This is a genomic window from Microbacterium sp. 20-116, from assembly GCF_041079415.1.
GTDB lineage: Bacteria > Actinomycetota > Actinomycetes > Actinomycetales > Microbacteriaceae > Microbacterium.
The window spans coordinates 13,325-37,751 of record NZ_JBFYGP010000008.1; the positions used below are offsets into that span (position 1 = coordinate 13,325).

Here is a 24,427-nt window from a genome sequence, read left to right on the forward strand (position 1 = left end):
CCTTACCCTGGTCGCGTGCGTACCCGACTGATCTCGGCGGCCCTCGCCGCCTCTGCCCTCCTCCTGCTCACCGGTTGCGCGAGCGCCCAGACAGCGCCCGCGACCGAAGCCTCGGTGAGCGCCCCGTCACCCACGACCGCCGGCTGCGCGTACACGGCGTCGGGCCAGGCCGCCGCGCCCGCGACGGCGCCGCCGTCCGACGCCCGTCCGGCCGCGTCGGTGAGCGCGGTGCTGCAGACCTCGGCGGGCGACATCCCGATGACGCTCACCGGCGAGCGCACGCCCTGCACCGTCGAGAGCTTCGTGTCGCTCGCCCAGCAGAACTACTTCACCGACACGACGTGCCATCGCCTGACCACGTCGGGTATCTACGTACTGCAGTGCGGCGACCCCACGGGCACCGGCATGGGCGGCCCGGGCTACCGGTTCGGCGACGAGCTCGACGGCACCGAGACCTACCCGGCGGGCACGGTCGCCATGGCCAACGCCGGCCCGAACACGAACGGTTCGCAGTTCTTCCTCGTCTACAAGGACTCGCCGCTGCCGGCGAAGTACACCGTCTTCGGCACGCTCTCGCCCGAGGGCCTCGCGGTCGTCTCGAAGATCGCGCAGGCCGGGGTCTCGGGCGGCGGCGCCGACGGCGCCCCGGCGACGGCGGTGAAGATCTCCGGCGTGACGATCGGCTGAGGCCGTCGGGCACCGGCGGCCCACCGGCGCTCTCGTGCGTCGGCCGCGTCAGCCGTCGTGACGCTGGAGCCAGTCCAGCACGAGTTGCCGACTCGCCTCGGCCGAGGCGGTCAAGGTGCCCGTGGTGTCGCCGGTGCCGTGTTCCAGGCCCGGGTACTCGACGTACCTGTTCGTGATACCGCGTTCGGTCAGCAGCTCGGCGAAGACCCGGGTGCGGTCGGCGAGCACGAGATGGTCACCGGTGCCCTGATAGATCAGGGTGGGCGGGGATTCCGCCGTGACGTGGGTCGCCGAATCGGTGAAGCGGTAGCGGTCGGGGTACTGCGCGGGAGGACCTCCCACGTACCACTGCTCGACCTGGCGAGCGATCGCGGTGGTATCCCCGATCCCGGTGAGATCGACCGCGGGGTACCCGGCGATCACGGCACGCACGGTGGGCAGCGCAGTCCCCGGCGGGGAGCAGCTCGACGCGAGGGTGTGGTCTGCCGACATGTACGCGGCGTTGACCGCGAGGTTGCCGCCGGACGACAACCCCAGCGTCGCGATGCGATCGGGATCGAGATTCTGTGTGCGGCCGTCGCCGGCGATCCAGGCGAGTGAGCAGCCGATGTCGTCGACCTGCGTGTCCCACGCGTGGTACGTCGACGAAGCGAGACGGTAGTCGACGTCGAGCACCGCGTAGCCGTGCTCGGGAAGGTAGCCCGTGTAGGCGTTCGGCCCCCGGGTGCCGGTCGAGAACCCGCCTCCGTGTATCGAGACCACGACGGGCCACCCCGCTCGTGGTGCCGCGCCCGGCGGAAGGTAGAGATCGGCCTGGAGCGTGGTGCTGCCCGCCGTTCCGAGCGTGACGGTGCGGCTCGGGCCGCTGTCGAGCCCGGTGAACGGGAGCGCGGGCAGCAGTGGGCTCACCCCGAGCCCGAGCGAGCCGATCGAGACGGCCAGCAGCGCGGTGGTCGCGACCACGCCGACCGTTCCCGCGGTTGCGGTGGCGGTCAGCCAGAACGGAAGGCGGCGGATGCCGGGCCGCGACCGCCAGAGGACGACCGCGCACACGAGGCCGACCAGCGCGACGACGAGGTTCCAGATGCCGAGCGTGTCGCGCAGCAGCCCGAAGACGAGCACCACGTACTGCGTCAGCTCCGTCTGGAGCAGCCAGATGGTCCACGGCACCGGGACGATCGCGAGCAGTTGCGCCAGAACCGTGTAGCCGATCGCGAGGAAGGCGAGGCAGGTCAGGATGACGCGGGCGGTACGGGACCGCACTCCGTGCTCGCGGGAGGTCGTCACGGATTCACCGTAGCAGAACGAGACGGTACCGTTCCATGAATGCGAACGGTCGCTAGAGTGGGCGCGTGGAGCAGGCGGTGAAGATCAGAGGAGCCGCGCGGCCCCGAGCGGCGACCACCGATGCGATCCGCGACGCCTGCGTGGCCGAGCTCACCGAACGCGGGTATCACGCGCTGTCGATGGAGAGCGTGGCGAGGCGCGCCGGCGTGGGAAAAGGCGCCCTGTACCGCCGATGGCCCGACCGGGCCGCGATGGTGGTGGCCGTCGTCGAAGAGATCACGCGCATCCTCCGCCCCGACCTGGCTTTCGATGACGACGACCTCGAGAGCGACCTGACGCTCTTCGCGGCATCGGTCGATCGGTGGCTGCACGACCCGCGCATCATCGCCGACCTCGTCTCGGTCGGGGTGCGCGACGCCGACTTCTCGACCGCCCTCACCGCCGCGGTCGCGGCGGTCCTGGGACCCACGCGAGAAGCGCTGCGCGAGCGGGCCGCACGACGCGGCGATCCCGATCCCGCCGACGCCATGGCCGACATCACGGGCGCGGTCTTCTGGCGACGCGCGGTGATGCATCAAGATCTGACCGACGCCGACGTGGCGCAGCTCGCACGGCGCGCAGCGCGCGGCGCGACGATGCCGCAGGTCGACTGACCTCGCACATCACCCTCGAGGCCGGCCACGACCACCTCGCGGTCGAGTCGGGGCGTGGCATCCGTCCCCAATAGAATCGAGGGCATGTCCAAGGTCTTGCAGTCCCTTCCCGTCGGCGAGCGCGTCGGCATCGCCTTCTCGGGAGGTCTTGACACCTCGGTGGCCGTCGCGTGGATGCGCGACAAGGGCGCCGTCCCCTGCACGTACACCGGCGATCTCGGCCAGTACGACGAAGACGACATCGCGTCGATCCCCGGCCGCGCCACGCAGTACGGTGCCGAGGTCTCGCGCCTCGTCGACTGCAAGACGGCACTGGTCGAAGAGGGCTTCGTCGCCCTGGCGTGCGGTGCCTTCCACATCCGCTCGGGCGGACGCACGTACTTCAACACCACGCCGCTCGGTCGCGCCGTCACGGGCACGCTGCTCGTGCGCGCGATGAAAGAAGACGGTGTCGACATCTGGGGCGACGGCTCCACATACAAGGGCAACGACATCGAGCGGTTCTACCGCTACGGCCTGCTCGCCAACCCCGCCCTGCGCATCTACAAGCCGTGGCTCGACGCCGACTTCGTCACCGAGCTCGGCGGCCGCAAAGAGATGAGCGAGTGGCTCGTCGCCCACGACTTCCCCTACCGCGACAGCGTCGAGAAGGCCTATTCGACGGATGCCAACATCTGGGGCGCCACGCACGAGGCCAAGACCCTCGAGCACCTCGACGTCTCGCTCGAGATCGTCGAGCCCATCATGGGCGTGCGCTTCTGGGACCCCGCGGTCGAGATCGAGACCGAAGACGTCACGGTCGAGTTCGAGGCCGGTCGCCCGGTCGCCATCAACGGCACGCGCTTCGCCGATCCCGTCGAGCTCGTGCGCGAGGCGAACACGATCGGTGGCCGCCACGGCCTGGGCATGAGCGACCAGATCGAGAACCGCATCATCGAGGCCAAGTCGCGCGGTATCTACGAAGCTCCCGGCATGGCGCTGCTGTTCCTGACCTACGAGCGCCTGGTCAACAGCATCCTGAACGAAGACACCCTCGCCACGTACCACGAGCAGGGGCGGCGCCTCGGTCGCCTCATGTACGAGGGTCGCTGGCTCGAGCCGCAGTCGCTCATGCTGCGTGAGTCGATCCAGAAGTGGGTCGGTTCGACGATCACCGGTTCGGTCACCGTGCGCCTGCGCCGCGGTGAGGACTACACGATCCTCGACACCGTGGCATCCGGAATGTCGTACTCGCCCGAGAAGCTCTCGATGGAGCGCGTCGGCGACGCCGCCTTCGGTCCCGTGGACCGCATCGGTCAGCTCACCATGCGCAACCTCGACATCGCCGACTCGCGCGCGCGTCTCGAGCAGTACGCCGCGATGGGCCTGCTGGGCGGTCCCACGGGTGAGCTCGTGGGCGATGTCGCCGCCGGTGGCGCGCAGGGCATCATCGAGTCGGCCGCCCCGCTCGACGCGGCCGGCGAGCGCCTGGCCGAGGCGACGGATGCCGCGGGCGAGGCCGCCGCGTTCGACTCCGGCACCGACTGACACGCACCACCTCGACGGAGCCCGCGACGCCTCGGCGCCGCGGGCTCCGTCGTTCTCGGCCGTCCCCTTCCGACGCACAGCGAGCGAGGGACCACGATGCGGAGCACAGGGCCGCACCCGTGAGCGAGAGCCGACGACGATAAGTTGCACACACGCGTGCACTTTCGGCGTACACTTGCCTCCGTGAGCACCCCCACCCGCCGCGACGCCGTCGAGAACCGCGCCGGCATCCTCGACGCCGCCACGGCCGCCATCGGCCACGACCCGCGCGCCTCGATCGACACGATCGCCCGCCGCGCCGGCCTCTCGCGCCGCGCCCTGTACGGCCACTTCGACGACCGCAACGCCATCGTGCGCGAGGTCATCGCCGCGGGAGCGGCCCGCTTCAACGACATCGCGGCCCGTATCGACGATGCCGACTCCCGCGTGGCGCTCGCGCGCCTGGCATCCGAGCTCTGGCGCGAAGCCGCTCACGTGCAGGCCGCGGCCGCCCTCGCCCTCGACGACGCCCACCTCGCCGAGACCTCCGACGCCCTCGCACCGCTGCGGCGTCGCATCGACGGGATCGTGCGCCGGGGGCAGGAGGCCGGAGAACTTCGGACCGACCTTCCCGCGGCCACCCTCGCGCGCCTTCTCGAAGAGACCGGGCGCATGGTCGTCTCGCGGGTGGATGCCGGTTCGTCGACGGCCCGCTCGATCGCGGTATGCGCGGTCCTCAGCATCGCGGGACTCTCGTGGACCGAAGCCCGCGCCCTGCTGGAGCAGCACCCCGACCTGGAGGCGCAGTGAGAGTCGTCCTGAACGCCGTCGCGAAGGGCCGTGCGCACAGTGCCCTGCCCGAGACGTCGACCTCGTACGAGACCGGCCGCGCGACCCTGGTCGTCGCCGAGACCGAGCAGCGCCCCACGGTGCTGGGCCTCGTGGCATCCGGTCGCATGAAGGTCGACAGCGGCACCGTGACCCTCGACGGTCGCTCCGACTCCTCGGGCATCCGCCGCCGGGTCGCGCTCGTCGATGCCCCCGTGGTCTCGGAACCCGAGTCGAACGTCACCGTCACCGGGGTCGTCGCCGAGGAGCTGATGTTCGCCGGCCACGCCCCGAATCCGTTCTCCGCCGCGCGCTGGCTCGAGGGCATCGGGCTCGAGTCGCTCGCGAACGTGGCCATCGGCAACGTCGAGCCCGCAGCCCGGGTGCGCCTGCTGCTCGAACTCGCAGCCCTCCGCAAAGACGTCGAGGGGCTCGTCCTGGTCGCCCCCGACCGCCACGGCGGCGAACCGCTCGCCTGGTGGCGTATCGCCGAGGAGTTCGCCGAGCGCGGGTACGCCGTGCTCGTGGTCGCGGGCCACGCCTCGAAGACCATGATCGACGCCCTCGACGAGACGGTGGAGGCCGCCCGATGAAGATCCCGCAGATGATCACGGCGGAGCTGCGCCGCCTCACCTCGACCCGCATGTCGGTGATCGCCCTCATCGCGTTGCTCGCGGTCCCCATCCTGTACGGCGGCCTCTACCTCTGGGCCAACCAAGACCCCTACGGCAACCTGTCGAACGTCCCCGTCGCCCTCGTGGTCGACGACCAGGGGGCCGACGTCAACGGTCAGCAGCGCAATCTCGGCGACGAGGCCGCCGAGCAATTGCTCGACAGCGACACCTTCGAGTGGCACCGCGTGTCGCCCGACCAGGCCGACGCCGGCCTGCAGGCGGGCGACTTCGACTTCGTCGTGACCCTGCCGGCCGACTTCACCGAGGCCGTCGCCTCGCTCTCGAGCTCGACGCCCCGTCAGGCCGACATCGAACTGCGCACGAACGACGCCAACAACTACCTCGCCTCTACGATCGGCACCCAGGCCGTGGCCCGCATCCAGTCGTCGGTGGCGAAGAAGGTCGTCGACGAGGCCGGTCTGACGCTGCTCGACGCCCTGAACACCATCCGGGTGAAGCTCGTGGATGCCACGAACGGGGCGACCCAACTCGTCGACGGTCTCGCGAGCGCGAAGAACGGCTCGTCGCAGCTCTCGACCGGCTCGACCACCCTGGCCGAGGGCGCCGCGAAGCTGGCCGACGGCAACGCGCAGTTGTCGGCGGGCGCGAATCAGCTGCGCGACGGAACCGTACAGTTGCGCGACGGCTCCGCCCGCGTCGCCGACGGCGCCCAGCAGGTGGCCGGAGGCCTCGACCGCCTCGACGCGGCGGCCCGCCAGGTCGGCTCCGTCGCCGGCGACGCGGCGTCGCAGCTCCCCCAGGCGCGCACCGACATCGCCAAGGCCCTGGCCGACGCGGGGCTCGACCAGGCCCGCATCGACCAGATCCTCACGCGTCTCGACCCCGTCGGAGATCGCCTCGCGGCCGCCAACTCGCGCGTGCAAGACACGGTCACGCAGATCGACCAGCTCGACGACGGCGCCCGCCAGGTCGCCTCGGGAAGCGCCACCCTGGCCACCGGTGCCGCCAGCGCCGCCGACGGCGCCTCGACGCTGGCCGACGGCGCCGCGACCGCGGCATCCGGAGCCTCCCAGCTCCGCGACGGATCCGCTCAGCTCCGCGACGGCGCGACCCAGCTCGACGATGGCATCGCCCAGCTCTCGACGGGTGCGACGCAGCTGCGCGACGGCCTCGCGGCGGGTGTGAACCAGATCCCGGACTCCGATCAGGCCACTCGCCAGGCACAGGCCTCGGCCATCTCTGACCCCGTCACGGTCGGCTCGACCTCGGTCACCAAGGCGCAGAACTACGGTGCGGGGCTGGCCCCGTTCTTCGCCGCGCTGGCCGGATGGATCGGCATCTACGCGCTGTTCCTCATCGTGAAGCCGGTGTCGAAGCGCGCGGTCACGGCGCTGCGCTCGCCCTTCCGCGTGACTCTCGCGGGCTGGCTCACGCCCGCGGGGCTCGGCGCCCTGCAGATGGTGGGACTGTTCACGATCCTCGCCTTCGCGTTGCAGTTCTCGTTCGCGAACCCCTGGGCGGCCCTCGGCATCCTGCTGTTCGCCTCGGCGACGTACGCGGCGATCGTTCTCGCGCTGAACGTCTGGCTCGGGTCGGTGGGGCAGTTCCTCGGACTCGTGCTGATGGTGTTGCAGCTCGTCACCGCCGGAGGCACGTTCCCGTGGCAGACCCTGCCCGGGCCCCTCGCCGCCCTGCACCACGTGCTGCCGATGGGATACGTCGTGGATGCCATGCGGCAGGTCATGTACGGCGGAGACGTCTCGCGAGTCGGCCAAGACCTGCTGGTGCTCGGCGCGTGGATGGTCGGCGGCGTGCTGATCGCGGCGATCGGCGTCACGCGGATGACGCACCACCGCACGCTGCGCGACCTGCAGCCGAGCCTCATTGGCTGACGCGTCTCGCGAACCCGTCGCGGGGCACGCCATGTGGCGCCGGGACCACCTGCCTCCCCCCGGCGCCCGAGCTCACACCGGAAGCCTCACCTCGAACACCGTCCGCCCCGGCCGACTCTCCACCGAGATCGACCCGCGGTGGGCGGTGACGATGGCCTCCGCGATCGACAGTCCGAGGCCCGTGCTCCCGGCATCGCGGTTGCGGGAGTCGTCGCCGCGTGCGAAGCGGTCGAACAGCCGCCGGGCGACGCCCGGATCGATCCCCGGGCCGGTGTCTGTCACGCGCAGCACGGCTTCCGCACCTTCGCGCACGAGCGACAACGTCACCGTCGTGCCCGCCGGCGTGTGCGTCTGCGCGTTGCGGAGCAGGTTCGCGACGACCTGTCGCAGGCGGTTCTCGTCGCCCGTGACCGAGATGAGGTCGTCGTCTGCGACATCGAGACGCCACTCGTGCGTCGCATCCGCCGCCTGCGCATCGCTCACGGCGTCGACGGCGAGCAGGGTCAGCTCGACCTCTTCGCGTCTCAGGGGCTGGCCGGCATCCAGTCTCGCCAGAAGCAGAAGGTCGTCGACGAGGGATGCCATGCGCTCGGCCTCCGACTCGATCCGGTCGAACGAGCGGGCCTGGGTCGGCGTCATGGGTGCGTCCTCGCCGAGCGAGAGCTGCGCGTAACCGCGGATGCTCGCCAGGGGCGTGCGCAGCTCGTGGCTCGCATCGGCGATGAAGCGTCGCAGCTGGTCCTCGCTGTGCTGCCGCGCCGCGAGGGAGGACTGCACGTGCCCGAGCAGGTCGTTCAGCGACGAGCCGACGCGTCCCACCTCGTTGTCGACGCGGGTGTCCGCCGGAGCGACCCGATCGGGGATGTCGACCGCGCCCGCGCTGAGCGACAGGGTCGACACGCGCTGCGCGACCGCGGCGACACGGTCGAGCGGTCGCAGGCTCCGCCGCACGAAGAGCGACAGCCCCAGGATCGCGACGATCAGCGTGACGGCTGACACCGCGACGAGGATGACGGTCAGCGCCGAGGTGGTCGCGGTGACATCCGCCTGGGAGCTGCCGACGAACACGGTCGCACCGTCGTTCTCGGCCGCGGCGACGCGGAACGCCCCGAGGTCGCCCCCGAGGTCGACGGTCGTCGGGGTCCGGTCGGTCGGCACCGCCGATCGCAGCAGCGCGACCTGTTCGTCCGTCAGCGCGACCACCGTGCCATCCGAGCGTGTGTAACTCGAGACGAGGACCCCGCCCGCACCGTCGACCACCGCTTGCAGGGTGCCGATGCGCGGCGCCGGGGCACCGGCATCCCGCTGAGGGGGACGCTCCCCGCCGAAGGGCCCGCCCGAGCCGTCGCGCCCCACGGCGAACGACAGACCCTCGCGCACCTGCTGGTCGAGCCGGTCGAGCGTGAAGGAGCGCAGTGCCACGACGGTGGCGACGCTCATCACCAAGAAGGCGAGGCCGACGAGCACGCTCGTCCCCACGACGAGGGTGCGCCGCAGCGTCCATCGAACGCGCATCAGACGGTCTTGATCGAGTACCCCACACCGCGCACGGTGTGGATCAGCGGGTCGCCGAGAGTGTCGATCTTCTTGCGCAGGTACGAGATGTAGATCTCGACCACGCTGCCGTTCCCGCCGAAGTCGTAGCTCCACACCTGGTCGAGGATCTGCGCCTTGCTGAGCACGCGTCGCGGGTTCTGCATGAGGTAGCGGAGCAGGTCGAACTCTCTCGCGGTGAGCTTGATCGGGATGCCGCCGCGCTCGACCTCGTACGACTCCTCGTCGAGCGTGAGGTCTCCGACGCGCAGCCGCGGATCGGCGTCGGCGACGACCGCGACGTGACGGCGGGCCATTCCCCGCAGCCGCACGACGACCTCTTCGAGGTTGAAGGGCTTGGTGATGTAGTCGTCGGCCCCGGCCGAGATGCCCGCGATCCGGTCCTCCACCGCGTCTTTCGCCGTGAGGAACAGCACGGGGGCGTCGTTGCCCGCGGCGCGGATACGGGTCAGCAGCTCCATGCCGTCGAGCCCCGGCATCATGATGTCGAGCACGAGCAGGTCGGGGCCGAACTCCCGGATCGTGCCGAGCGCTTCCTGACCGTTCGCGGCGGTGCGGGCGTCCCACCCCTCGTTCTCGAGCGCCATCCGCAGCAGGTCGCTGAGGTTCGCCTCGTCGTCGACGATCAGGGCCCGGACGGGGGAGCCGTCGGGGCGGGTGAGGGGCGCGGGACGAGATGCCATGACAGCCAGCATGCACGCTTAAAGACGCCGCCGTCGCTCGACATATCTCCTTCATAGGAACGGTGAGGCAGCGGTGAGGGTGCCGTTCTTACGGTCGACGCAACGGCCGCACCCCGCGTCCGGAAGGAGAAGCATGTACGGCACCTACCTGCGGCGCGAACTCGCCGGCCGAAAGAAACAGACCGTGATCGTCGCGGTCGGGCTCGCGATCGCGATCGCCCTCGTCATCGTCGTGAACGCCCTCTCAGCGGGCGTCCGAGATGCCCAGTCGCAGGCGCTGTCGTCGGTGTACGGAGTGGGCACCGACCTCACGGTGACCGGCGCGCAGTCCGAGCCGGGCCAGGGCGGCGGCTCGCGCTTCGACTTCGGCGCCGGCGAGGGAGCGAGTGCCGACGGCACCACCACCCTCAGCCAGTCGCGGCTGATGACCGACATGCGCCGCGGCACGCTCGACGCCACCGCCGTCTCCACGGTCTCGAGCCTCGAGGGGGTGTCGGCCGCCACCGGTGCACTGGCACTGACCAACACGACCTTCTCGGGCCAGGTCCCCGATCGCAGCGCACAGTCGGGCGCCGGATCCGGCCCGGGGCAGGGCACGGGCGGAATGGGCGCTCCTCCCGCGGGCGGACCGGGTGGCGACGGCGGCAGCGCCTTCGGCGTCGACTCCTTCAGCGTTCTCGGCGTGGACCCCGCGGCATCCGTCGGCCCGCTCTCCTCGGTCACCGTGGCCGAGGGCCGCGCGCTCACCTCGGCCGACGCCGGCACCGACGTCGCTGTCGTCGACGCGACCTACGCGGCGAGCGCCGGGCTCTCCGTCGGCGGCACGGTCGAGGTCGCGGGCACGGCGATGCAGGTCGTCGGGATCGTCGCTTCCGCTTCGGCTGACGCCGACACCGCCGCGAACGTCTACCTCCCCCTCGATGTCGCACAGACCCTCGCCGGCACGGGGGATGTCGTCTCGACGGTGTACGTGCAGGCCGCGTCGGCGGATGCCATCGACGCGGTGCAGAGCGAGATCGCGGCCGCGCTGCCCGAGGCCACCGTCAGCTCGCAGTCAGAGCTCGCCTCGAGCGTCTCGGGATCGCTTTCGAGCGCGTCGACCATGATCACGAACCTCGGCACCTGGCTGTCGGTCGTCGTGCTGCTGGTCGCCCTCGCCCTGGCGGTGCTCTTCACCATCTCGGGCGTCGCGCGGCGCACCCGTGAGTTCGGAACGCTCAAGGCGATCGGCTGGTCGAACGGCCGCATCGTGCGTCAGGTCGCGGGCGAGTCCCTCGTGCAGGGACTGATCGGCGGGGCCGTGGGACTGCTCTTGGGTCTCGGCGGCATCCTGCTCATCGACGTCATCGCGCCCACGATCTCGGTGGCCGCGGAGACGACCGGTCCCGGCGGCCAGGGCGGACCCGGGGGCCCAGGCCCCGGCGGCTTCGGCCAGGCCGCGGCCCAAGCCACCGACATCGTGCTCAGTGCTCCCATCACCCCGGTGGTCGTGGTCGCGGCGGTGGGGATCGCCGTTCTCGGCGGGGTCCTCGCCGGAGCCTTCGGCGGATGGCGAGCCGCTCGCCTCAGCCCCGCCGCCGCCCTCAGATCCGTCGCGTGAGCGGCATCCCCCATCTTTCGAAAGAGACATCATGACCCTCACCGCTCCCCCCTCCGTCGCCACCGCCTACCGACTCGACGGCGTCACCCGCACCTACCGCCAACGCGATCGCACGGTGCAGGCACTGGCCGGAGTCGACCTCGAGATCACCGTGGGCGACTTCGTCACCATCCAGGGACCGACCGGCGGCGGCAAGTCGACGCTGCTGCAGATGCTCGGCGCCCTCGACCGGCCCTCGAGCGGGTCGATCGTGCTGGGCGAGCTCGACATCGCGCGGGCGTCGAACGCGCAGCTGGCGAAGCTGCGCGCCGAAGAGATCGGGTTCGTGTTCCAGGGATTCAACCTCATCCCGACGCTGACCGCCGCCGAGAACGTCGACATGGGCCTCGAGCCCCTCGGGCTGGGCCGCGACGAGCGCCGCGTCCGCGTGACCGAGGCCCTGACCCGCGTGGGCCTCGCCGACCGCGCCGATCACCGCCCCGGAGAGCTCTCGGGCGGTCAGCAGCAGCGCGTCGCGATCGCCCGGGCCGTTGCTAAACGGCCCCGCGTGCTGCTCGCCGACGAGCCCACCGGCAACCTCGACGAGCGCATGCGCGACGAGATCCTCGACGTGCTGCAGGAGCTCAACGCCGAGGGGCTGACCCTGGTCGTGGTCACACACGACTCCGCCGTCGCTCGCCGAGCCCGCCGTCGCTTGCGCCTGGCTCAGGGCACCGTGACCGACATCACCCGCGGCTGAGAGCCCCACACCACGCGCGAGGGGCCGAGAATCGTGGCCGGGACAGTGCCCCGGCGATGATTACCGGCCCCTCATGCGCGGGCAGCGCGTCAAGGGGAGCGGGCCAGAACCCCGCGGCGGCCTACAGTCGGATTCACGCCGACAGGAGGGATGCCATGGCCGCCCGCAACACGCGCCTGATGCGCTGCACGCCCGACGACCTCTTCGCCGTGCTCTCCGACGGCTGGCTCTACCCCGTGTGGGTCGTGGGAGCCGCGCGGATGCGCGACGTCGACGAACAGTGGCCGCGCGAAGGATCGCGCATCCATCACTCGCTGGGCGTGTGGCCCGTGATGATCCACGATCAGACCGAGATCGTGGAGTGGGATCCCCCTCGTCTACTGCGACTGAGGCCGGAGGCCGGCATCCTGGGGCGAGGAGTCATCCGCATCGACGCCCGCCCCCACGGCGACGGCACGGCGGTGACCATCGTCGAGGAGCCGGTGTCGGGAGCCGCGTCGTTCCTGCCCCGCGCCCTGTGGAAGCCGATGCTCGTCGCACGCAACCACGAATGCCTCAACCGCTTGGCGTTCCTGGCCGAGGGGCGGCGCGAGGAGCGCGAAGCACGCGAGCTCGACCACCGCACCGAGACACCCGACCCCGCCGAGGGCGTCGCCTCACCGCAAGCCCAGCAAGACGTCCGCGAGGCCGGGATCTGAGCGGGACTCAGCTCTCGGGGCGGGACTCCGCCCCGGTCGAGCCGGGCTGCTCCGTGCTGTGGTGCAGTTCGTCGATGTAGAGGTTCTCTTCATCGGTCGTCCGGTTGCGGTAGGCCGCCCGCCCGACCATGTGCGCGGCGAGGGGTGCCGTCGCGAACTGGATGAGCACGATCGGGATGCCGAAAGCGAGCGCCTCCCACGTGCCCGTCGCCAGCGCGACCGCAGAGACGATGAGAAGCACGCCGAGCACCTGCGGCTTGGTCGCCGCGTGCAGGCGCGTGGGCACATCGCGCCACCGCAGGAGGCCGATGGTCGCGGTGAGGCAGAGGATCGCACCGAGGAGCACGAGCACGAGCGCCACGGTGTCAAGAACGCCGTCGAGGGTCATCTCGGGTTCTCCTTCCGCGCGACGAAGCGGGCCACGGCGATCGAGCCGAACACGCCCACGGCCGCGATGATCAGCATCGCGGGCAGCGAGCGCGTGTGGTGATTGATGACCATGTCGGCGCCCAGGATGCAGAGCACCTCGGTGAGCAGCACGTCGGCGGCGACCGCACGGTCGAGGATCGACGGACCGATCACGAGACGGATCAGCGCCAGCACCGCGGCGACGGCGAAGACGACGAGGATGACCACGACGAGGATGTTCACAGTAGCGTCCTCCCATCGCGCGGCGTCTCGGCCCCATGGCGGGCGTCGACGTCCGCCTCGGCGATCTTGGCGCGCAGCTCCTGCAGCTCTTCCTTCGAGCCCACGGCACGCGTGATGCGGGCTTCCCACCCGAGCACGACGCGGCGCTGGTGCTCGGCATCCGCGTCGCTGCGCACCCCGATGGTGTGCAAGAACAGTGTGCGGTTCTCGCGATCGACGTCGACGATGAGCGAGCCCGGGATGAGCGATGCCGTGACGGCGGTGTGCGCCATGATCACATCGTCGTCCACCCGAAGGGGCACGGCGATGATGGCCGCACCGGGCTGCCGCCGAAAATCGAGCACCTGCCACGCGACGATGAGGGAGCCCTTGATGACGGCGCCGAGGAAGGTGACGACGAAGACGAGGCCGTACCAGAGGTTGATGCGACCCGAGAGCTCGACCGGGGGCAGCCGGAAGACGCGGGTGACGAAGACCGCCATGACGAGACCCGTGAGGAAGGCGAGCCAGGTGAACTGGCCCCACAGCAGCATCCACAGTGCGACCAGCCAGACCAGGAACGGAAGCTGGTGCAGGAAGAGCGACACCTGCGAACGGCGGGACGGGTTCATCTTTGACCCGCCTGTTCCTGGACCTGGACGAGGCTGACCCCGTCGGTGATGTCGACGCCCGCCCGCAAGCACATGTCGAGCAGCGGTCCGGCGAACACGGTCAGCGACACGGTGACGGCCACCATGCCGACGGTGGCGAGCGTCATGATCTTCGGCGTCGTGCGCCGCTCGGTCGAGATGGCGGCGGCGGGCGCGTTGCCGAGGTAGGCGATGCGCTCGGTCGTCTCGGCCGAGTCGTCGTCTTCGCGCCAGAACGAGAGGTTCCACGCGCGCATGAGCGCGTACAGCGTGAGGATCGAGGTCACGATACCGCCGACGATCAGGACCATCATCACGGGTGTTCCCACCTGAGCCGCGGCGTCGAACAGCGCGTACTTGCCGATGAAGCCCGAGAACGGAGGCAGGCCGCCCAGGTTGATCGCCGGGATGAAGTAGAGCACCGCCAGCAGTGGCGCCGCGCGCATCAGGCCCTTCACCTTCAGGATCGAGGTACTCCCCGCCCGGCGCTCGATGAGGCCCACCGCGAGGAACAGCGTCGTCTGCACGATGATGTGGTGGACGATGTAGTAGATCGTGGCGCCCACCGCGAGCGGCGTGTTGATCGCCAGACCGAAGATCATGTACCCGATGTGGCTCACCAGCGTGAACGACAGGATGCGCTTGAGCTCGGCCTGCGCGACCGCCCCCAGGATGCCGACGATCATCGTCGACAGCGCGACCATCATCAGCAGGAAGTTGAGGTCGTTGTCGACGAACAGCTGTGTCTCGGTGCGGATGATCGCGTAGACGCCGACCTTGGTCAGTAGGCCCGCGAACACCGCCGTCACCGGCGCGGGAGCCGTCGGGTACGAGTCGGGCAGCCAGAACGACAGCGGGAAGACCGCCGCCTTGATCGCGAAGGCGAGCAGCAGCATGAGGTGCAGGATCGTCTGCGTGTCCTGGGGCAGCAGCGACATCCGCTCGCTGATCTGGACCATGTTGACCGTGCCGAGCGCGCCGTAGACCATCGCGATCGCGGCGAGGAAGAGGATTGACGACACCAGCGACACGACGATGTAGACGACGCCGGTGCGGATGCGCGATTCGGTGCCGCCCAGGGTGATGAGCACGTACGAGGCGACGAGAAGGATCTCGAAACCGACGTACAGGTTGAACAGGTCTCCGGCGATGAAGGCGTTGAAGATGCCCGCGCCGAGGATCAGGTACGCCGGGTAGAAGATCGAGACCGGGGTGTCCTCGTCGTTGTCGGCCGCGCCCTGGCCGATCGAGAACAGCAGGACCGCGAGGAGGACGATGCTCGTGACGACCACCAGCAGGGCCGCGAGCACGTCGACGTAGAGCACGATGCCGAACGGGATGTCCCACGCGGCGATCGCCACCGCGATGGGCCCGCTCGTGTCGACGGTGACGAGCAGGACCGCACCCAGCACGAGGACGGCCGCGAGGGAGGCGACCGACACGACGATCTGCGTCTTCTTGCGTCGTCCGAAGATGAGGTTGATCGCGGCACCGATGAACGGAATGCCGACGAGCAGGGGCACGAGGGCGCTCACGAGCGATCACCGTCCTGGGGGTCGCGGGGGGCGTCGAGCGGCGGCTCCGATTCACGCGACACCGCGACCCGGTCGACCGGAGCGTCGTCGACCAGCTGCGAGAGATCGCCCTGGTGCAGCACGCGGATGGGCGAGGCCACATCGCCGACGAAGTCGGTGGTGACGTCTTCGTCGTCGGAACGGGCCTCTTCGTCCATCGCGTCTTCGGGCTCGTCGGCCGCGCGGGTGCGCAGAGCCACGTCATCGGCGTCGTCGATGACCGTGTCGGCCTGACCGAGCTGCCAGGAGCGGTAGATGAGGGCGAGCAGGAACGCCGAGATGCCGAACGTGATGACGATCGCGGTGAGCGTCAGGGCCTGGGGCAGCGCGTCGGACATGTCCGCGGCATCCGTCTGCCCGCCGTCGTAGAAGGGGGCCCGGCCGGGCGCGCCCATGACGATGAGGAGCAGGAGGTTGGCGGCGTTGCCGAGCAGCAGGAAGCCGATCAGCACGCGGGTCAGGCTGCGCTCGAGCATCGCGTACACACCGCACGCGAAGAGCACGGCCATGACGATGACGAGAACGAAGGAGATGGTCATGAGGGCGCCATCTCCGCATCTTCCGGGTGCTGCGACTGCCGGTCGACCTCGGCGCCGAGGCTGCGGAGCACGTCGAGCACCAGACCGATCACCACGAGGTAGACGCCGACGTCGAAGATCGTGCTGGTGACGAACTCCCAGTGCCCGATGATCGGCAGCTCGCCCTCGAAGGTGAAGCTCTGCAGCGGTGCGAACCCGAACACCATCGGCACCAGGGCGCACAGCACGGCGATCGCCATGCCCGCACCGAGCAGGCGTCCCGCGTCGGTCGGCGCGGCGGCGCCGAGCTCCCAGCGGCCGCCGGCGATGTAGCGCATGACCAGGCCCATTCCCGCGACCAGGCCTCCGGCGAAGCCCCCGCCGGGCAGGTTATGGCCGGCGAAGAGCAAGTACAGCGACACGATCATGATCGAGTGGAACAGCACCCGGATGATGATCTCGAGCAGGATCGAACGGTTCTCGGGCTGCACCTTGGAGCCCGAGATCAGCCACGCGCGCGGGGCGCCGGTCTCGCCCACGCGTCGAGCGCGCACGCCGCTGTCGGTCTCGACGAGGGGTCGACGGCGGCCCAGCCCGACGCGAGAGCGCGCGGTGCCCGATCGGCGCGCGAGGTTGTCGCTGCGGTTGGTGATGAAGACGAGGGATGCCACGCCCGTGGCGGCGAGGACCAGCACCGAGAGCTCTCCCATCGTGTCCCAGCCGCGCAGGTCGACCAACGCGACGTTGACGACGTTGCGTCCGTGGCCGATCTCGTAGGCGAGGGGCGGCCACTCGAGGGAGATGGGGAGGTCTTGACGTGCTCCGGTCGCCACGATCGCGACGAGGGCCATGGTGAGCCCCACGCCCGCGCCGAGGATCGCTCGGGCGATCGGGGCCACCGACTCGTTCTGCTCCCCCATGCGGGCGGGGAGGCGCCGCAGCACCAGCGCGAACACGACGAGGGTCACGGTTTCGATGAGCACCTGGGTCAGCGCGAGATCGGGGGCGCCGCTGGTCGCGAAGAGCACCACCATTCCGAGCCCCGTCACCGAGACGAGCGCGACCCCGGTGTAGCGCTTTCGGGCGCGGACGGCCAAGATGCCGGCGGCGATCATGACAGGTGCCGAGATCAGCTGCGCGGGCGACTGCCAGGCGTCGAGCTGCGCGCGCCACTCGCGCGAGGCCAGCAGGGCCGTGCCCTCGGCGACCACGAGCACCACGAAGATCGTGCCGACGTAGAACGGCAGCGAACCGCGCTGGAAGCGGGCGGTCACCCACTCCGAGGTGTGGTCGATCGCGCGGAGGGTGCCGTTGTACGCGTCGTTGGCTGTGAAGGGCAGCACACGAGGACGCTTGTGCAGCTGTGTCTTGCGCACCACCCAGAACACGCCCGCGCCCAGCGCCAGGGTGCCGAGCGAGATGAACAGCGCCGGCTCGAGCCCGTGCCAGAGGGCGAGGTGGTACGGATACTCGGGCGAATCGACCCCGGCCGTCGCCTCGGGGAGTCCGTCGGCGTAGGGAGCGAGCCAGTGGTCGACGATCGGCGCGAGGAACCCGAGGGCCAGCGTGGTCGCCGACAGCAGTACGGGAGCCGACAAGAACCCGATGGGCGGGTCCGGCCACTCGGTCGTCTCGACGTCGCGCTTGGTTCCGTACGCACCCCAGAGGAATCGGATGCCGTAAGCCGCCGTGAGCGCGGAGCCCAGGACGATGCCGACCAGGGCGACGATCCCCCACACCGCTCCCCCCTCGGCCTCGTGCAGCAGAGCGGTCAGCGCCGTCTCTTTCGCGACGAATCCGAGGGTGGGGATCACACCCGCCATGGAGAAGATCGCGACGAACGACGCCGTGGCCATGACGGGCGCCTGGCGGCCGAGGCCGGAGAGCTGGCCGATGTCACGGGTGTTGAGCTGGCGGTCGATGACGCCGACGACGAGGAAGAGGCACGACTTGAACAGGGCGTGGCTGAGCAGGAGCGCGACGCCGGCGAGAGCGGCATCTCTCGTTCCGTATCCCAGCATCACCGTGAGAAAGCCCAGCTGGCTGACCGTGCCGAAGGCGAGGATGCGCTTGAGGTCGCGTTCGCGCAGCGCCTGGAAGCCACCGAGCAACATGGTGAAGACCCCGAGCGCGATGAGGGTCGGTCGCCAGAACGGGGTGTCGGCGAACCCGGGGGCGAGACGGGCGATCAGGTAGATGCCGGCCTTCACCATGGCCGCGGCGTGCAGGTACGCGCTGACCGGGGTGGGCGCGGCCATGGCGCCGGGGAGCCAGAAGTGGAACGGGAAGATCGCGGACTTGCTCAGGGCGCCGACCAGCAGCAGCAGGACCGCGATGTCGACGACCGCGCCCGTGGGAGGGTCGGCGAGGATCGCCGACAGGCTGGACGTGCCCGACTGGACCACCATGAGCACCACGCCGATGAGCATGACGAGCCCGCCGAGGGTCGTGACGAGCAGCGCCTGCAGCGCGGCACGGCGACTCGCGGAACGGCTGTGGTAGTAGCCGATCAGCAGGTACGACAGGACGCTCGTGGCCTCCCACAGCATCACCAGGACGACGAGATCGTCGGTGAGGACCAAGCCGTACATCGCACCGGCGAACCCGAGCAGGACCGCCGAGAACTGCCCCACGCCCCGCGTCTTGCCGCGGAAGTACCAGCGGCAGTAGAGCATGACGAGCGCCCCGACGCCGGTGACCACCAGGGTGAGGAGCCACCCCAGCACATCCATGCGCATCGACAGCGACACGTTCAGCGCGGGGATCCACCGGTATTCCTGTAAAGGAATATCGCCCGAGAAGACCGCGGGGGCAAGGACCACCGCGTGGGCGAAGGCAAGGGCGGGGAGCACCGCGGCGGCGTAGAACGCGCGGGCGCCGATGCGCGAGACGAGCCACGGCAGAAGAAGGGGGACGGCCGCGAAGGCGCCGAGGAAGATCAGCACGGTCGGGCCTCCTCGGGGTCGACGGGCGGATGCCCGGGCTCTCGGGGTGTCGTGACTATTCTATGCGGAGCATGAGAGTCCCAGCATCCGCGGCGTCATGTGGTACGCGGCGGGCCGGTCGTCGTTCCCTCTCGGAAGGCGCACCGCAGGTCGAGCCCTGAGGGCGTCTCGTCCTCGAGCATCGCCGCCACGGCCTCACCGGCAGCGCGGCCCTTCGCGGTGGCGGGCTGCACCAGGGTGGTCAGCACGTGCGGGGCGAGGCCGTCGACGACGACCCCGTCGAACCCGGTTACGCTCACGTCGTCGGGCACTCGCAGACCCGCTTCCTCGGCGGCGCGGATGACCCCGGCCGCGAGCAGGTCGCTCTGGGCGATGACCGCCGTCGGGCGGTGGTCGGGATCGGCGAAGATCGCTCGACCGGCGATGCTCCCCTCGTCGATCGAGCTGGTGGCGGCGGCCACGGCGGGAGCGTCGGGGAACACCTCCCGGGCCCCGGCCAGCCGGTCGGCGGTGACGTCGACCCGGACGACGGCTTCGTCGGAGATCCAGCCGCGGCGCCGAGCCGTGTCGGTGGGCAGGGTGACGATCACGACGTCTCGGTGACCGAGCGCCTCGAGGTGGCGCGCGGCCTCGCGCTGCGCTTCGGTGTTGTCGAGCAGCACCTGGGGCACGCCCTCGCCCGCATCGCCCTCGACCACGACGACCGGGATGCCGCGGCCCTTCACGATCTCGAGGGAGTCGCGCATGCGCGGGCTGCAGCCGATCAGCACCGCGGCGTCGATGGGAGCGGTGTGCAGCGAGGGTTCGCTCACCGTCTCGCCGTCGTCGCGAAGCAGCAGCAGCGCCGCCCCCAGGCGGGAGACGCCGTCGGCCAGACCGTCCATCATGTGGGTCGTGACCGGGTCGAGGAACGCCGTACCGAGGTGCTGGTCGAAGACCACGCCCACGATGCCGGAGCGTCCGCGACGAAGGGACGCGGCGCGCGGATCGGGCCCGGTGTACCCGAGGCTCTCGGCCGCCGCGAGCACTCGCGCGCGGGTCGCCTGCGAGGTCGGCGTCTTGCCGCTGAAGACGACGGACGCGGTCGACGCCGAGACGCCGGCCTCTCGGGCGACGTCGCTGATGGTCGCGCGACGGTTGCTCACGGGCCGATCGTACTCGCCGACGCGGGCGTCGCCGAATCGATTCGATGCGTGTCGAATCGATTCGGTACAGTGGCCGCATGCACTCGACGCTCACCCGGTCCCAGCTCGTCCGCTGGCACATCGCGATCTGCGCCATCTTCCTCGCGAGCGGGCTGAGCATCTCGACGTGGGCGTCGCGGGTGCCCGCCATCCGCGAATCGCTAGGCATCGAGAACTCCGGCGTCGGGCTGCTCCTGCTCGGCATGGGCGTGGCATCCATCATCGGTCTCTCGATCGCGCCGGCTGTCATGGCCCGCATCGGCGCGCGCACCGGCATGCTCGTCGCCCTGCTGCTCGTCGGCATCGGCCTCATGATCATCGGCTTCGGGGCCGACTCGCTGCAGTTGTTCGGGGTCGCCCTCGTGGGCCTCGCCCTGTTCGGGTTCGGCAACGGCACGGTCGACGTGATGATGAACGTCGAGGGAGCAGCGCTCGAGAAAGCCACCCGGCGCACGATCATGCCGCTGCTGCACGCCTTCTTCAGCTTCGGCACCGTCATCGGCGCGGGTCTGGGATTCGTCGCCGTCAGCCTGGGCATCCCCGTGGTCGCGCACTGCGCGGCGATGGGCGTGGTCATCATGGTGGTGGCCTTCGTGTCGGTGGCCAACGTGCCGCGGGCCGAGGTAGCGATGGACGCCCCCGCCGCCGAGGAGCGCGCCCACTGGCGCGAGCGTCTCGCCGTCTCGCTGCAGGCCTGGCGCGAGCCGCGCACGTACACGCTCGGGGTGATCATGCTGGGCATGGCGTTCGCCGAAGGCAGCGCCAACGACTGGCTCCCCTCGGCCGTGGTCTACGGCCACGGAGCCCCCGAAGAGGCAGGTCCTGCGGTGCTCGCGGTATTCTCGGTCGCCATGACCGTGGGCCGAATCGCCGGGGGCCCCGTCGTCGACCGCCTCGGCCGTGTGCTCGTGCTGCGGGTGCTCGCCGGCACCGCCGCCGCGGGTCTGTTGCTGTTCATCCTCGCGCCCTACGGTCCCCTCGTCTTCGTGGGTGCGGCTCTGTGGGGCCTCGGTGCCTCGCTCGGGTTCCCGATCGGCATGTCGGCCGCCGCCGACGACCCCGCCAAGGCCGCCTCCCGCGTGGCCGCCGCGGCGACCATCGGCTACGTGGCGTTCCTGTGCGGCCCCCCGATCCTCGGGTGGATCGGCGACCACATCGGTCTGCTCAACACGCTGCTCATCGTGGTCGGGCTCATCGTGGCATCCGGTCTCTTCTCGGGCGCGGCCAAGCCGCTCGCCGTCGAGAACGAGCGGGCCGCAGAGCCGGCGCGGCGCGATTAGGCGCCACGGCCCCCAGCGGTCGCTGCTGCGTCGATGACTCCGGCCGCCTCGACGCGCATCCCGCCGTCGCGACGACGGTGCGGAACCCTCGGGGTGACGCGACCCGTCGGACGAGCTACCCGGGGGCGGCGGCGCACCGCAGCCACGGCACGGTCTCTCTCGACGGCGGTGTGACGATCGTCTCGAGTTGCGACAATGGAGTCGTGCGCCTCGTCATTGCTCGTTGCTCCGTCGACTACACCGGTCGCCTGAAGACACATCTGCCCCTCGCGACCCGACTCATCATGGTCAAGGCCGACGGTACGGTCGCGTTCCATCGCGACGTCCAACACGCGCCCCTGAACTGGATGAGCCCGCCGTGCTCGCTCACCCTCGAGCAGCCCGACGAGGCCGACATCGAAGACGGCGTGATCGAACGCTGGCGCGTGACGCACGCGAAGAGCGGCGACGCACTGCTGGTGCGCATCCACGAGGTCATGCACGACACCGCCCACGACCTGGGCCTCGACCCCGGGCTCATCAAGGACGGCGTCGAGGCCGATCTGCAGCGCCTGCTCGCCGAGCAGGTGTCGGTGGTGGGTGAGAACCTCACGCTCGTGCGCCGTGAGTACCCCACCGCGATCGGCCCGGTCGATCTGCTGCTGCGCAATGACGACGGCCACGGCACCGTCGCGATCGAGGTCAAGCGTCGCGGCGACATCGACGGCGTCGAGCAGCTCACCCGCTACCTCGAGCTGCTCAACCGCGATCCTCTGCTCGCCCCGGTCACCGGCGTCTACGCCGCGCAAGAGATCAAGCCCCAAGCGCGCGTGCTCGCCACCGACCGCGGCATCCGGTGCCTCGTCCTCGATTACGACGAGATGAAGGGCGTGCAGTCGGGCGCCCCGCGGCTCTTCTGACGCGGCGAGCGCCGCGCGCGGGCAGCGCCGGTAGCGTGGACGCATGCCTGCACGCTCTCCCTTCTCCTGCGTCCTGTGGGACGTCGACGGAACCCTCGTCGACGCATCGGAGGGCATCCTCCGCCGGTTGACGATCACACTCGAGCACTTCGGACGCACGCCCCCCGTGCGGGGAGAGCTGTCGCACTGGATCGGTCCGCCGATGTTCGAGTCGTTCCAGGTGAACGTGGGGATGACTCCTGAGCAGGCCACCGAAGCCGTCACCTTCTACCGCGGGCTGAACAAGAGCGAGGGCTACACGGTGAGCGCGCGCCTGTACCCGGGCGTCGAACAGCTGGTGCACGACCTGCACGCGGCGGGCATTCCGCAGTCGACGGCGAGCTCCAAGCCCGAAGTACAGGTGGTCGCCCTCATGGACCACTTCGGCCTCGCTCCATCACTCGAGGCCATGGTCGGAGCCACCCTCGACGAGCGCACCCTGAGCACGAAGGCCGACGTCGTGCGCGAGGCGCTGCGCCGTCTCGAAGCCGCCGGGGCCGACACCTCGCGCCCCATCCTCATCGGCGATCGACACCACGACGTCGAGGGAGGGGCGGATGCCGGGGTGCCGGTGATCTTCGTCCGGTGGGGCTTCAGTTGGCCCCACGAGGCGGACGGCGCCCAGGCTGCCGTCGACGAGATCGACGAACTGCGTGCTCTTCTGCTGATCGACGACTCGTCGGGACCGGGCACCTCCGTCGGTGTCTGAACTCGAGGGGGTTGCCCCCGCGGCGATCGCCCTGCTGGCGGCCGCACTCACCGTGGCGGCCATCGTCATCGCCGTGCGGCTCTGGCGCAGATCGCCCCGTGCTCGCGCCGCGGCCGCCCAGTCCGTGAGCGATGCCGCCGAGGCGCTGCTTCGCCTCGACGACGCCGTCATCGCACTGGAGCTGGCCTTCCGGGCCGCGGACGCGGTAGATGCCATCGACGAACCGACCGAGCTCCGCCGCGCCCGGGCCGCCGCCCTCCGCACGCGCGATCGCGGGTTCGCCGACGTCTCGCGCCTCGAGACCGACACCGGTCTCGCTGTCCGGCGACGCGACGAGGCCCGCCGGTTACGCGCCCAGCTGGACGACCAGAGCGAACGCGTCGCTCGGACCCGCACGCAGCTCGAGGAGTGGGCCCGCACGCACCGGAGCGCGGCCGCGCTCCTGGCCGCCGCCCGAGGCCGCCGCGCACGACTGATCGAGACGACGGGCGACCCCGAGCCGCTCCTCTTCGTACTGCGCGAACGTTTCGCCCCCGAAGACCGCGACGATGCCGAGGCGGCCGGGCGGGCGGCATCCGACGCCCTCCGCGACGCCGACGACGCCATCGAGCGCGCCGCCTCCGAGCCGGACGGCCGCCACCTCTTGGACGCCTCCGCCGCCCTCGCCCGCGCCGAAAGACAGCTGCGCGCCGTCGAGGACGCGCACCGGGTCGCGATGCAGGCCGCCGAGAACGCGGCGACCGAGATCACCGCGGCGCGAGCCGAGATCGCGGCAGCGACGCAACTGGCGTCTCGCCGGCCCGGCGAAGCGGCACCCGACGCCGCTGAGCGCTTGGACGCCGCCGCACGAGACCTCGAAGCCGCGGCGACCGACACGGCCCGGCGACCCCGGCGCGCCATCGCCATCGTGGCCCGGGTACGCGAGCGAAGAGACGAAGCGCTGAGCGAGGCGATGACCCCGCGGCAACGCCTCGAAGCCGCACGCGCCGCTCTGCCGGGAACCCTGGCCTGCGCCCGCGCCGCCCTCGCCGTCGCCGACGCGCGCGACTCCGAGGCCCCGATCGCCGATCGCCTCCGGCTCGAAGACGCCCGCCGTCACCTCGCCGCCGCCCGCGCGGCGACCGATGCCGAGCAGGCTCTCGCCCACGCACGCGCCGCGTGGCACTCGGTGTCCCGACCGAGCTGACCACCGACCCCGGTCCGCCGTCGCGCGACCCCCGTGCCCTATCGTGAGCGG

The 24,427-nt window shown here is 70.7% G+C and carries 23 protein-coding genes; 13 read left to right on the plus strand and 10 right to left on the minus strand.

Annotated features, from left to right (window positions below; all coding sequences use genetic code 11):
* The first annotated feature begins 15 nt into the window (after positions 1–15).
* Positions 16–687, plus strand: coding sequence for a peptidylprolyl isomerase (locus AB6V29_RS13925; RefSeq protein WP_369359377.1), 672 nt, complete (start codon positions 16–18; stop codon positions 685–687).
* A 48-nt stretch (positions 688–735) separates the two neighbouring features.
* Here AB6V29_RS13925 and AB6V29_RS13930 read toward each other — a convergent pair whose 3' ends face one another.
* The gene (locus tag AB6V29_RS13930) at positions 736–1,974 is read right to left on the minus strand and encodes an alpha/beta hydrolase fold domain-containing protein (RefSeq protein WP_369359379.1); all 1,239 of its coding nucleotides are present in this window, start codon (positions 1,972–1,974) and stop codon (positions 736–738) included.
* 65 nt (positions 1,975–2,039) lie between these two features.
* On the opposite strand from AB6V29_RS13930, the gene AB6V29_RS13935 reads away from it, so the two are divergent.
* The 5 genes from AB6V29_RS13935 to AB6V29_RS13955 all read left to right on the plus strand — a co-directional run bounded on the left by AB6V29_RS13935 (position 2,040) and on the right by AB6V29_RS13955 (position 7,488).
* On the plus strand, positions 2,040–2,627 hold the full coding sequence (locus AB6V29_RS13935) for a TetR/AcrR family transcriptional regulator (RefSeq protein WP_369359381.1): 588 nt from the start codon (positions 2,040–2,042) through the stop codon (positions 2,625–2,627).
* 84 nt (positions 2,628–2,711) lie between these two features.
* Complete coding sequence (gene argG / locus AB6V29_RS13940) at positions 2,712–4,154, plus strand: argininosuccinate synthase (RefSeq protein WP_369359383.1); 1,443 nt, start codon at positions 2,712–2,714, stop codon at positions 4,152–4,154.
* A gap of 183 nt (positions 4,155–4,337) precedes the next feature.
* The gene (locus tag AB6V29_RS13945) at positions 4,338–4,943 is read left to right on the plus strand and encodes a TetR/AcrR family transcriptional regulator (RefSeq protein WP_369359385.1); all 606 of its coding nucleotides are present in this window, start codon (positions 4,338–4,340) and stop codon (positions 4,941–4,943) included.
* A complete protein-coding gene (locus AB6V29_RS13950) occupies positions 4,940–5,554 on the plus strand; it encodes a hypothetical protein (protein WP_210075652.1) in 615 nt (204 codons plus the stop codon). The genes AB6V29_RS13945 and AB6V29_RS13950 overlap by 4 nt, the downstream gene beginning before the upstream one ends.
* Positions 5,551–7,488 carry a YhgE/Pip family protein gene (locus AB6V29_RS13955; RefSeq protein ID WP_369359387.1) on the plus strand — a complete coding sequence of 646 codons (1,938 nt, stop codon included), beginning with the start codon at positions 5,551–5,553 and terminating at the stop codon, positions 7,486–7,488. The genes AB6V29_RS13950 and AB6V29_RS13955 overlap by 4 nt, the downstream gene beginning before the upstream one ends.
* A 72-nt stretch (positions 7,489–7,560) precedes the next feature.
* Here AB6V29_RS13955 and AB6V29_RS13960 read toward each other — a convergent pair whose 3' ends face one another.
* Entirely contained in the window at positions 7,561–9,003 is a 1,443-nt protein-coding gene (locus AB6V29_RS13960) for a cell wall metabolism sensor histidine kinase WalK (RefSeq protein WP_307314223.1), read from the minus strand.
* Positions 9,003–9,725 carry a response regulator transcription factor gene (locus AB6V29_RS13965; protein ID WP_369359389.1) on the minus strand — a complete coding sequence of 241 codons (723 nt, stop codon included), beginning with the start codon at positions 9,723–9,725 and terminating at the stop codon, positions 9,003–9,005. The genes AB6V29_RS13960 and AB6V29_RS13965 overlap by 1 nt, the downstream gene beginning before the upstream one ends.
* Before the next feature lie 133 nt (positions 9,726–9,858).
* On the opposite strand from AB6V29_RS13965, the gene AB6V29_RS13970 reads away from it, so the two are divergent.
* From AB6V29_RS13970 to AB6V29_RS13980, 3 genes are all read left to right on the plus strand, one after another.
* Positions 9,859–11,325: an ABC transporter permease gene (locus AB6V29_RS13970; protein WP_369359390.1), complete on the plus strand. Its 1,467-nt coding sequence runs from the start codon at positions 9,859–9,861 to the stop codon at positions 11,323–11,325.
* Positions 11,326–11,356: 31 nt separating this feature from the next.
* Entirely contained in the window at positions 11,357–12,064 is a 708-nt protein-coding gene (locus tag AB6V29_RS13975) for an ABC transporter ATP-binding protein (RefSeq protein ID WP_369359392.1), read from the plus strand.
* Positions 12,065–12,219: 155 nt separating this feature from the next.
* On the plus strand, positions 12,220–12,762 hold the full coding sequence (locus AB6V29_RS13980) for an SRPBCC family protein (RefSeq protein WP_267788879.1): 543 nt from the start codon (positions 12,220–12,222) through the stop codon (positions 12,760–12,762).
* A gap of 7 nt (positions 12,763–12,769) precedes the next feature.
* On the opposite strand, the gene mnhG is transcribed toward AB6V29_RS13980, so the two are convergent.
* The 7 genes from mnhG to AB6V29_RS14015 all read right to left on the minus strand — a co-directional run bounded on the left by mnhG (position 12,770) and on the right by AB6V29_RS14015 (position 20,224).
* The gene (gene mnhG / locus AB6V29_RS13985) at positions 12,770–13,150 is read right to left on the minus strand and encodes a monovalent cation/H(+) antiporter subunit G (RefSeq protein ID WP_115916374.1); all 381 of its coding nucleotides are present in this window, start codon (positions 13,148–13,150) and stop codon (positions 12,770–12,772) included.
* On the minus strand, positions 13,147–13,413 hold the full coding sequence (locus tag AB6V29_RS13990; RefSeq protein WP_103207366.1) for a monovalent cation/H+ antiporter complex subunit F: 267 nt from the start codon (positions 13,411–13,413) through the stop codon (positions 13,147–13,149). The genes mnhG and AB6V29_RS13990 overlap by 4 nt, the downstream gene beginning before the upstream one ends.
* A complete protein-coding gene (locus AB6V29_RS13995) occupies positions 13,410–14,024 on the minus strand; it encodes a Na+/H+ antiporter subunit E (protein ID WP_210075634.1) in 615 nt (204 codons plus the stop codon). Before AB6V29_RS13995 ends, AB6V29_RS13990 begins: the two co-directional genes overlap by 4 nt.
* Positions 14,021–15,577 carry a Na+/H+ antiporter subunit D gene (locus AB6V29_RS14000; RefSeq protein WP_369359396.1) on the minus strand — a complete coding sequence of 519 codons (1,557 nt, stop codon included), beginning with the start codon at positions 15,575–15,577 and terminating at the stop codon, positions 14,021–14,023. Before AB6V29_RS14000 ends, AB6V29_RS13995 begins: the two co-directional genes overlap by 4 nt.
* Positions 15,574–16,155, minus strand: a complete 582-nt coding sequence (locus AB6V29_RS14005; RefSeq protein ID WP_210075632.1) for a Na(+)/H(+) antiporter subunit C — start codon at positions 16,153–16,155, stop codon at positions 15,574–15,576. Before AB6V29_RS14005 ends, AB6V29_RS14000 begins: the two co-directional genes overlap by 4 nt.
* Positions 16,152–19,079 carry a Na+/H+ antiporter subunit A gene (locus tag AB6V29_RS14010; protein WP_369359398.1) on the minus strand — a complete coding sequence of 976 codons (2,928 nt, stop codon included), beginning with the start codon at positions 19,077–19,079 and terminating at the stop codon, positions 16,152–16,154. Before AB6V29_RS14010 ends, AB6V29_RS14005 begins: the two co-directional genes overlap by 4 nt.
* 95 nt (positions 19,080–19,174) lie before the next feature.
* The gene (locus AB6V29_RS14015; RefSeq protein WP_267788872.1) at positions 19,175–20,224 is read right to left on the minus strand and encodes a LacI family DNA-binding transcriptional regulator; all 1,050 of its coding nucleotides are present in this window, start codon (positions 20,222–20,224) and stop codon (positions 19,175–19,177) included.
* A 77-nt stretch (positions 20,225–20,301) separates the two neighbouring features.
* Between AB6V29_RS14015 and AB6V29_RS14020 the strand changes: the two genes are divergently transcribed.
* The 4 genes from AB6V29_RS14020 (at position 20,302) to AB6V29_RS14035 (ending at position 24,376) form a co-directional block, all read left to right on the plus strand.
* Positions 20,302–21,543 (plus strand): sugar MFS transporter, encoded by a 1,242-nt coding sequence (locus AB6V29_RS14020; protein ID WP_267788871.1) that lies wholly within the window; start codon positions 20,302–20,304, stop codon positions 21,541–21,543.
* Between the two features lie 203 nt (positions 21,544–21,746).
* A complete protein-coding gene (nucS, locus tag AB6V29_RS14025) occupies positions 21,747–22,442 on the plus strand; it encodes an endonuclease NucS (protein WP_103208530.1) in 696 nt (231 codons plus the stop codon).
* A 43-nt stretch (positions 22,443–22,485) separates the two neighbouring features.
* Positions 22,486–23,190 (plus strand): HAD hydrolase-like protein, encoded by a 705-nt coding sequence (locus tag AB6V29_RS14030; RefSeq protein ID WP_267788869.1) that lies wholly within the window; start codon positions 22,486–22,488, stop codon positions 23,188–23,190.
* Positions 23,183–24,376 carry a hypothetical protein gene (locus AB6V29_RS14035; protein ID WP_369359401.1) on the plus strand — a complete coding sequence of 398 codons (1,194 nt, stop codon included), beginning with the start codon at positions 23,183–23,185 and terminating at the stop codon, positions 24,374–24,376. The genes AB6V29_RS14030 and AB6V29_RS14035 overlap by 8 nt, the downstream gene beginning before the upstream one ends.
* Positions 24,377–24,427: the final 51 nt, after the last annotated feature.

Coding starts and splice junctions, on each gene's coding strand:
- argG (WP_369359383.1), top strand. CDS start 2,712: ATGTCCAAGGTCTTGCAGTCCCTTCCCGTCGGCGAGCGCGTCGGCATC.
- AB6V29_RS13955 (WP_369359387.1), top strand. CDS start 5,551: ATGAAGATCCCGCAGATGATCACGGCGGAGCTGCGCCGCCTCACCTCG.
- AB6V29_RS13960 (WP_307314223.1), bottom strand. CDS start 9,003: ATGCGCGTTCGATGGACGCTGCGGCGCACCCTCGTCGTGGGGACGAGC.
- AB6V29_RS13965 (WP_369359389.1), bottom strand. CDS start 9,725: ATGGCATCTCGTCCCGCGCCCCTCACCCGCCCCGACGGCTCCCCCGTC.
- AB6V29_RS13970 (WP_369359390.1), top strand. CDS start 9,859: ATGTACGGCACCTACCTGCGGCGCGAACTCGCCGGCCGAAAGAAACAG.
- AB6V29_RS13975 (WP_369359392.1), top strand. CDS start 11,357: ATGACCCTCACCGCTCCCCCCTCCGTCGCCACCGCCTACCGACTCGAC.
- AB6V29_RS13980 (WP_267788879.1), top strand. CDS start 12,220: ATGGCCGCCCGCAACACGCGCCTGATGCGCTGCACGCCCGACGACCTC.
- mnhG (WP_115916374.1), bottom strand. CDS start 13,150: ATGACCCTCGACGGCGTTCTTGACACCGTGGCGCTCGTGCTCGTGCTC.
- AB6V29_RS13995 (WP_210075634.1), bottom strand. CDS start 14,024: ATGAACCCGTCCCGCCGTTCGCAGGTGTCGCTCTTCCTGCACCAGCTT.
- AB6V29_RS14005 (WP_210075632.1), bottom strand. CDS start 16,155: ATGACCATCTCCTTCGTTCTCGTCATCGTCATGGCCGTGCTCTTCGCG.
- AB6V29_RS14020 (WP_267788871.1), top strand. CDS start 20,302: ATGCACTCGACGCTCACCCGGTCCCAGCTCGTCCGCTGGCACATCGCG.
- AB6V29_RS14030 (WP_267788869.1), top strand. CDS start 22,486: ATGCCTGCACGCTCTCCCTTCTCCTGCGTCCTGTGGGACGTCGACGGA.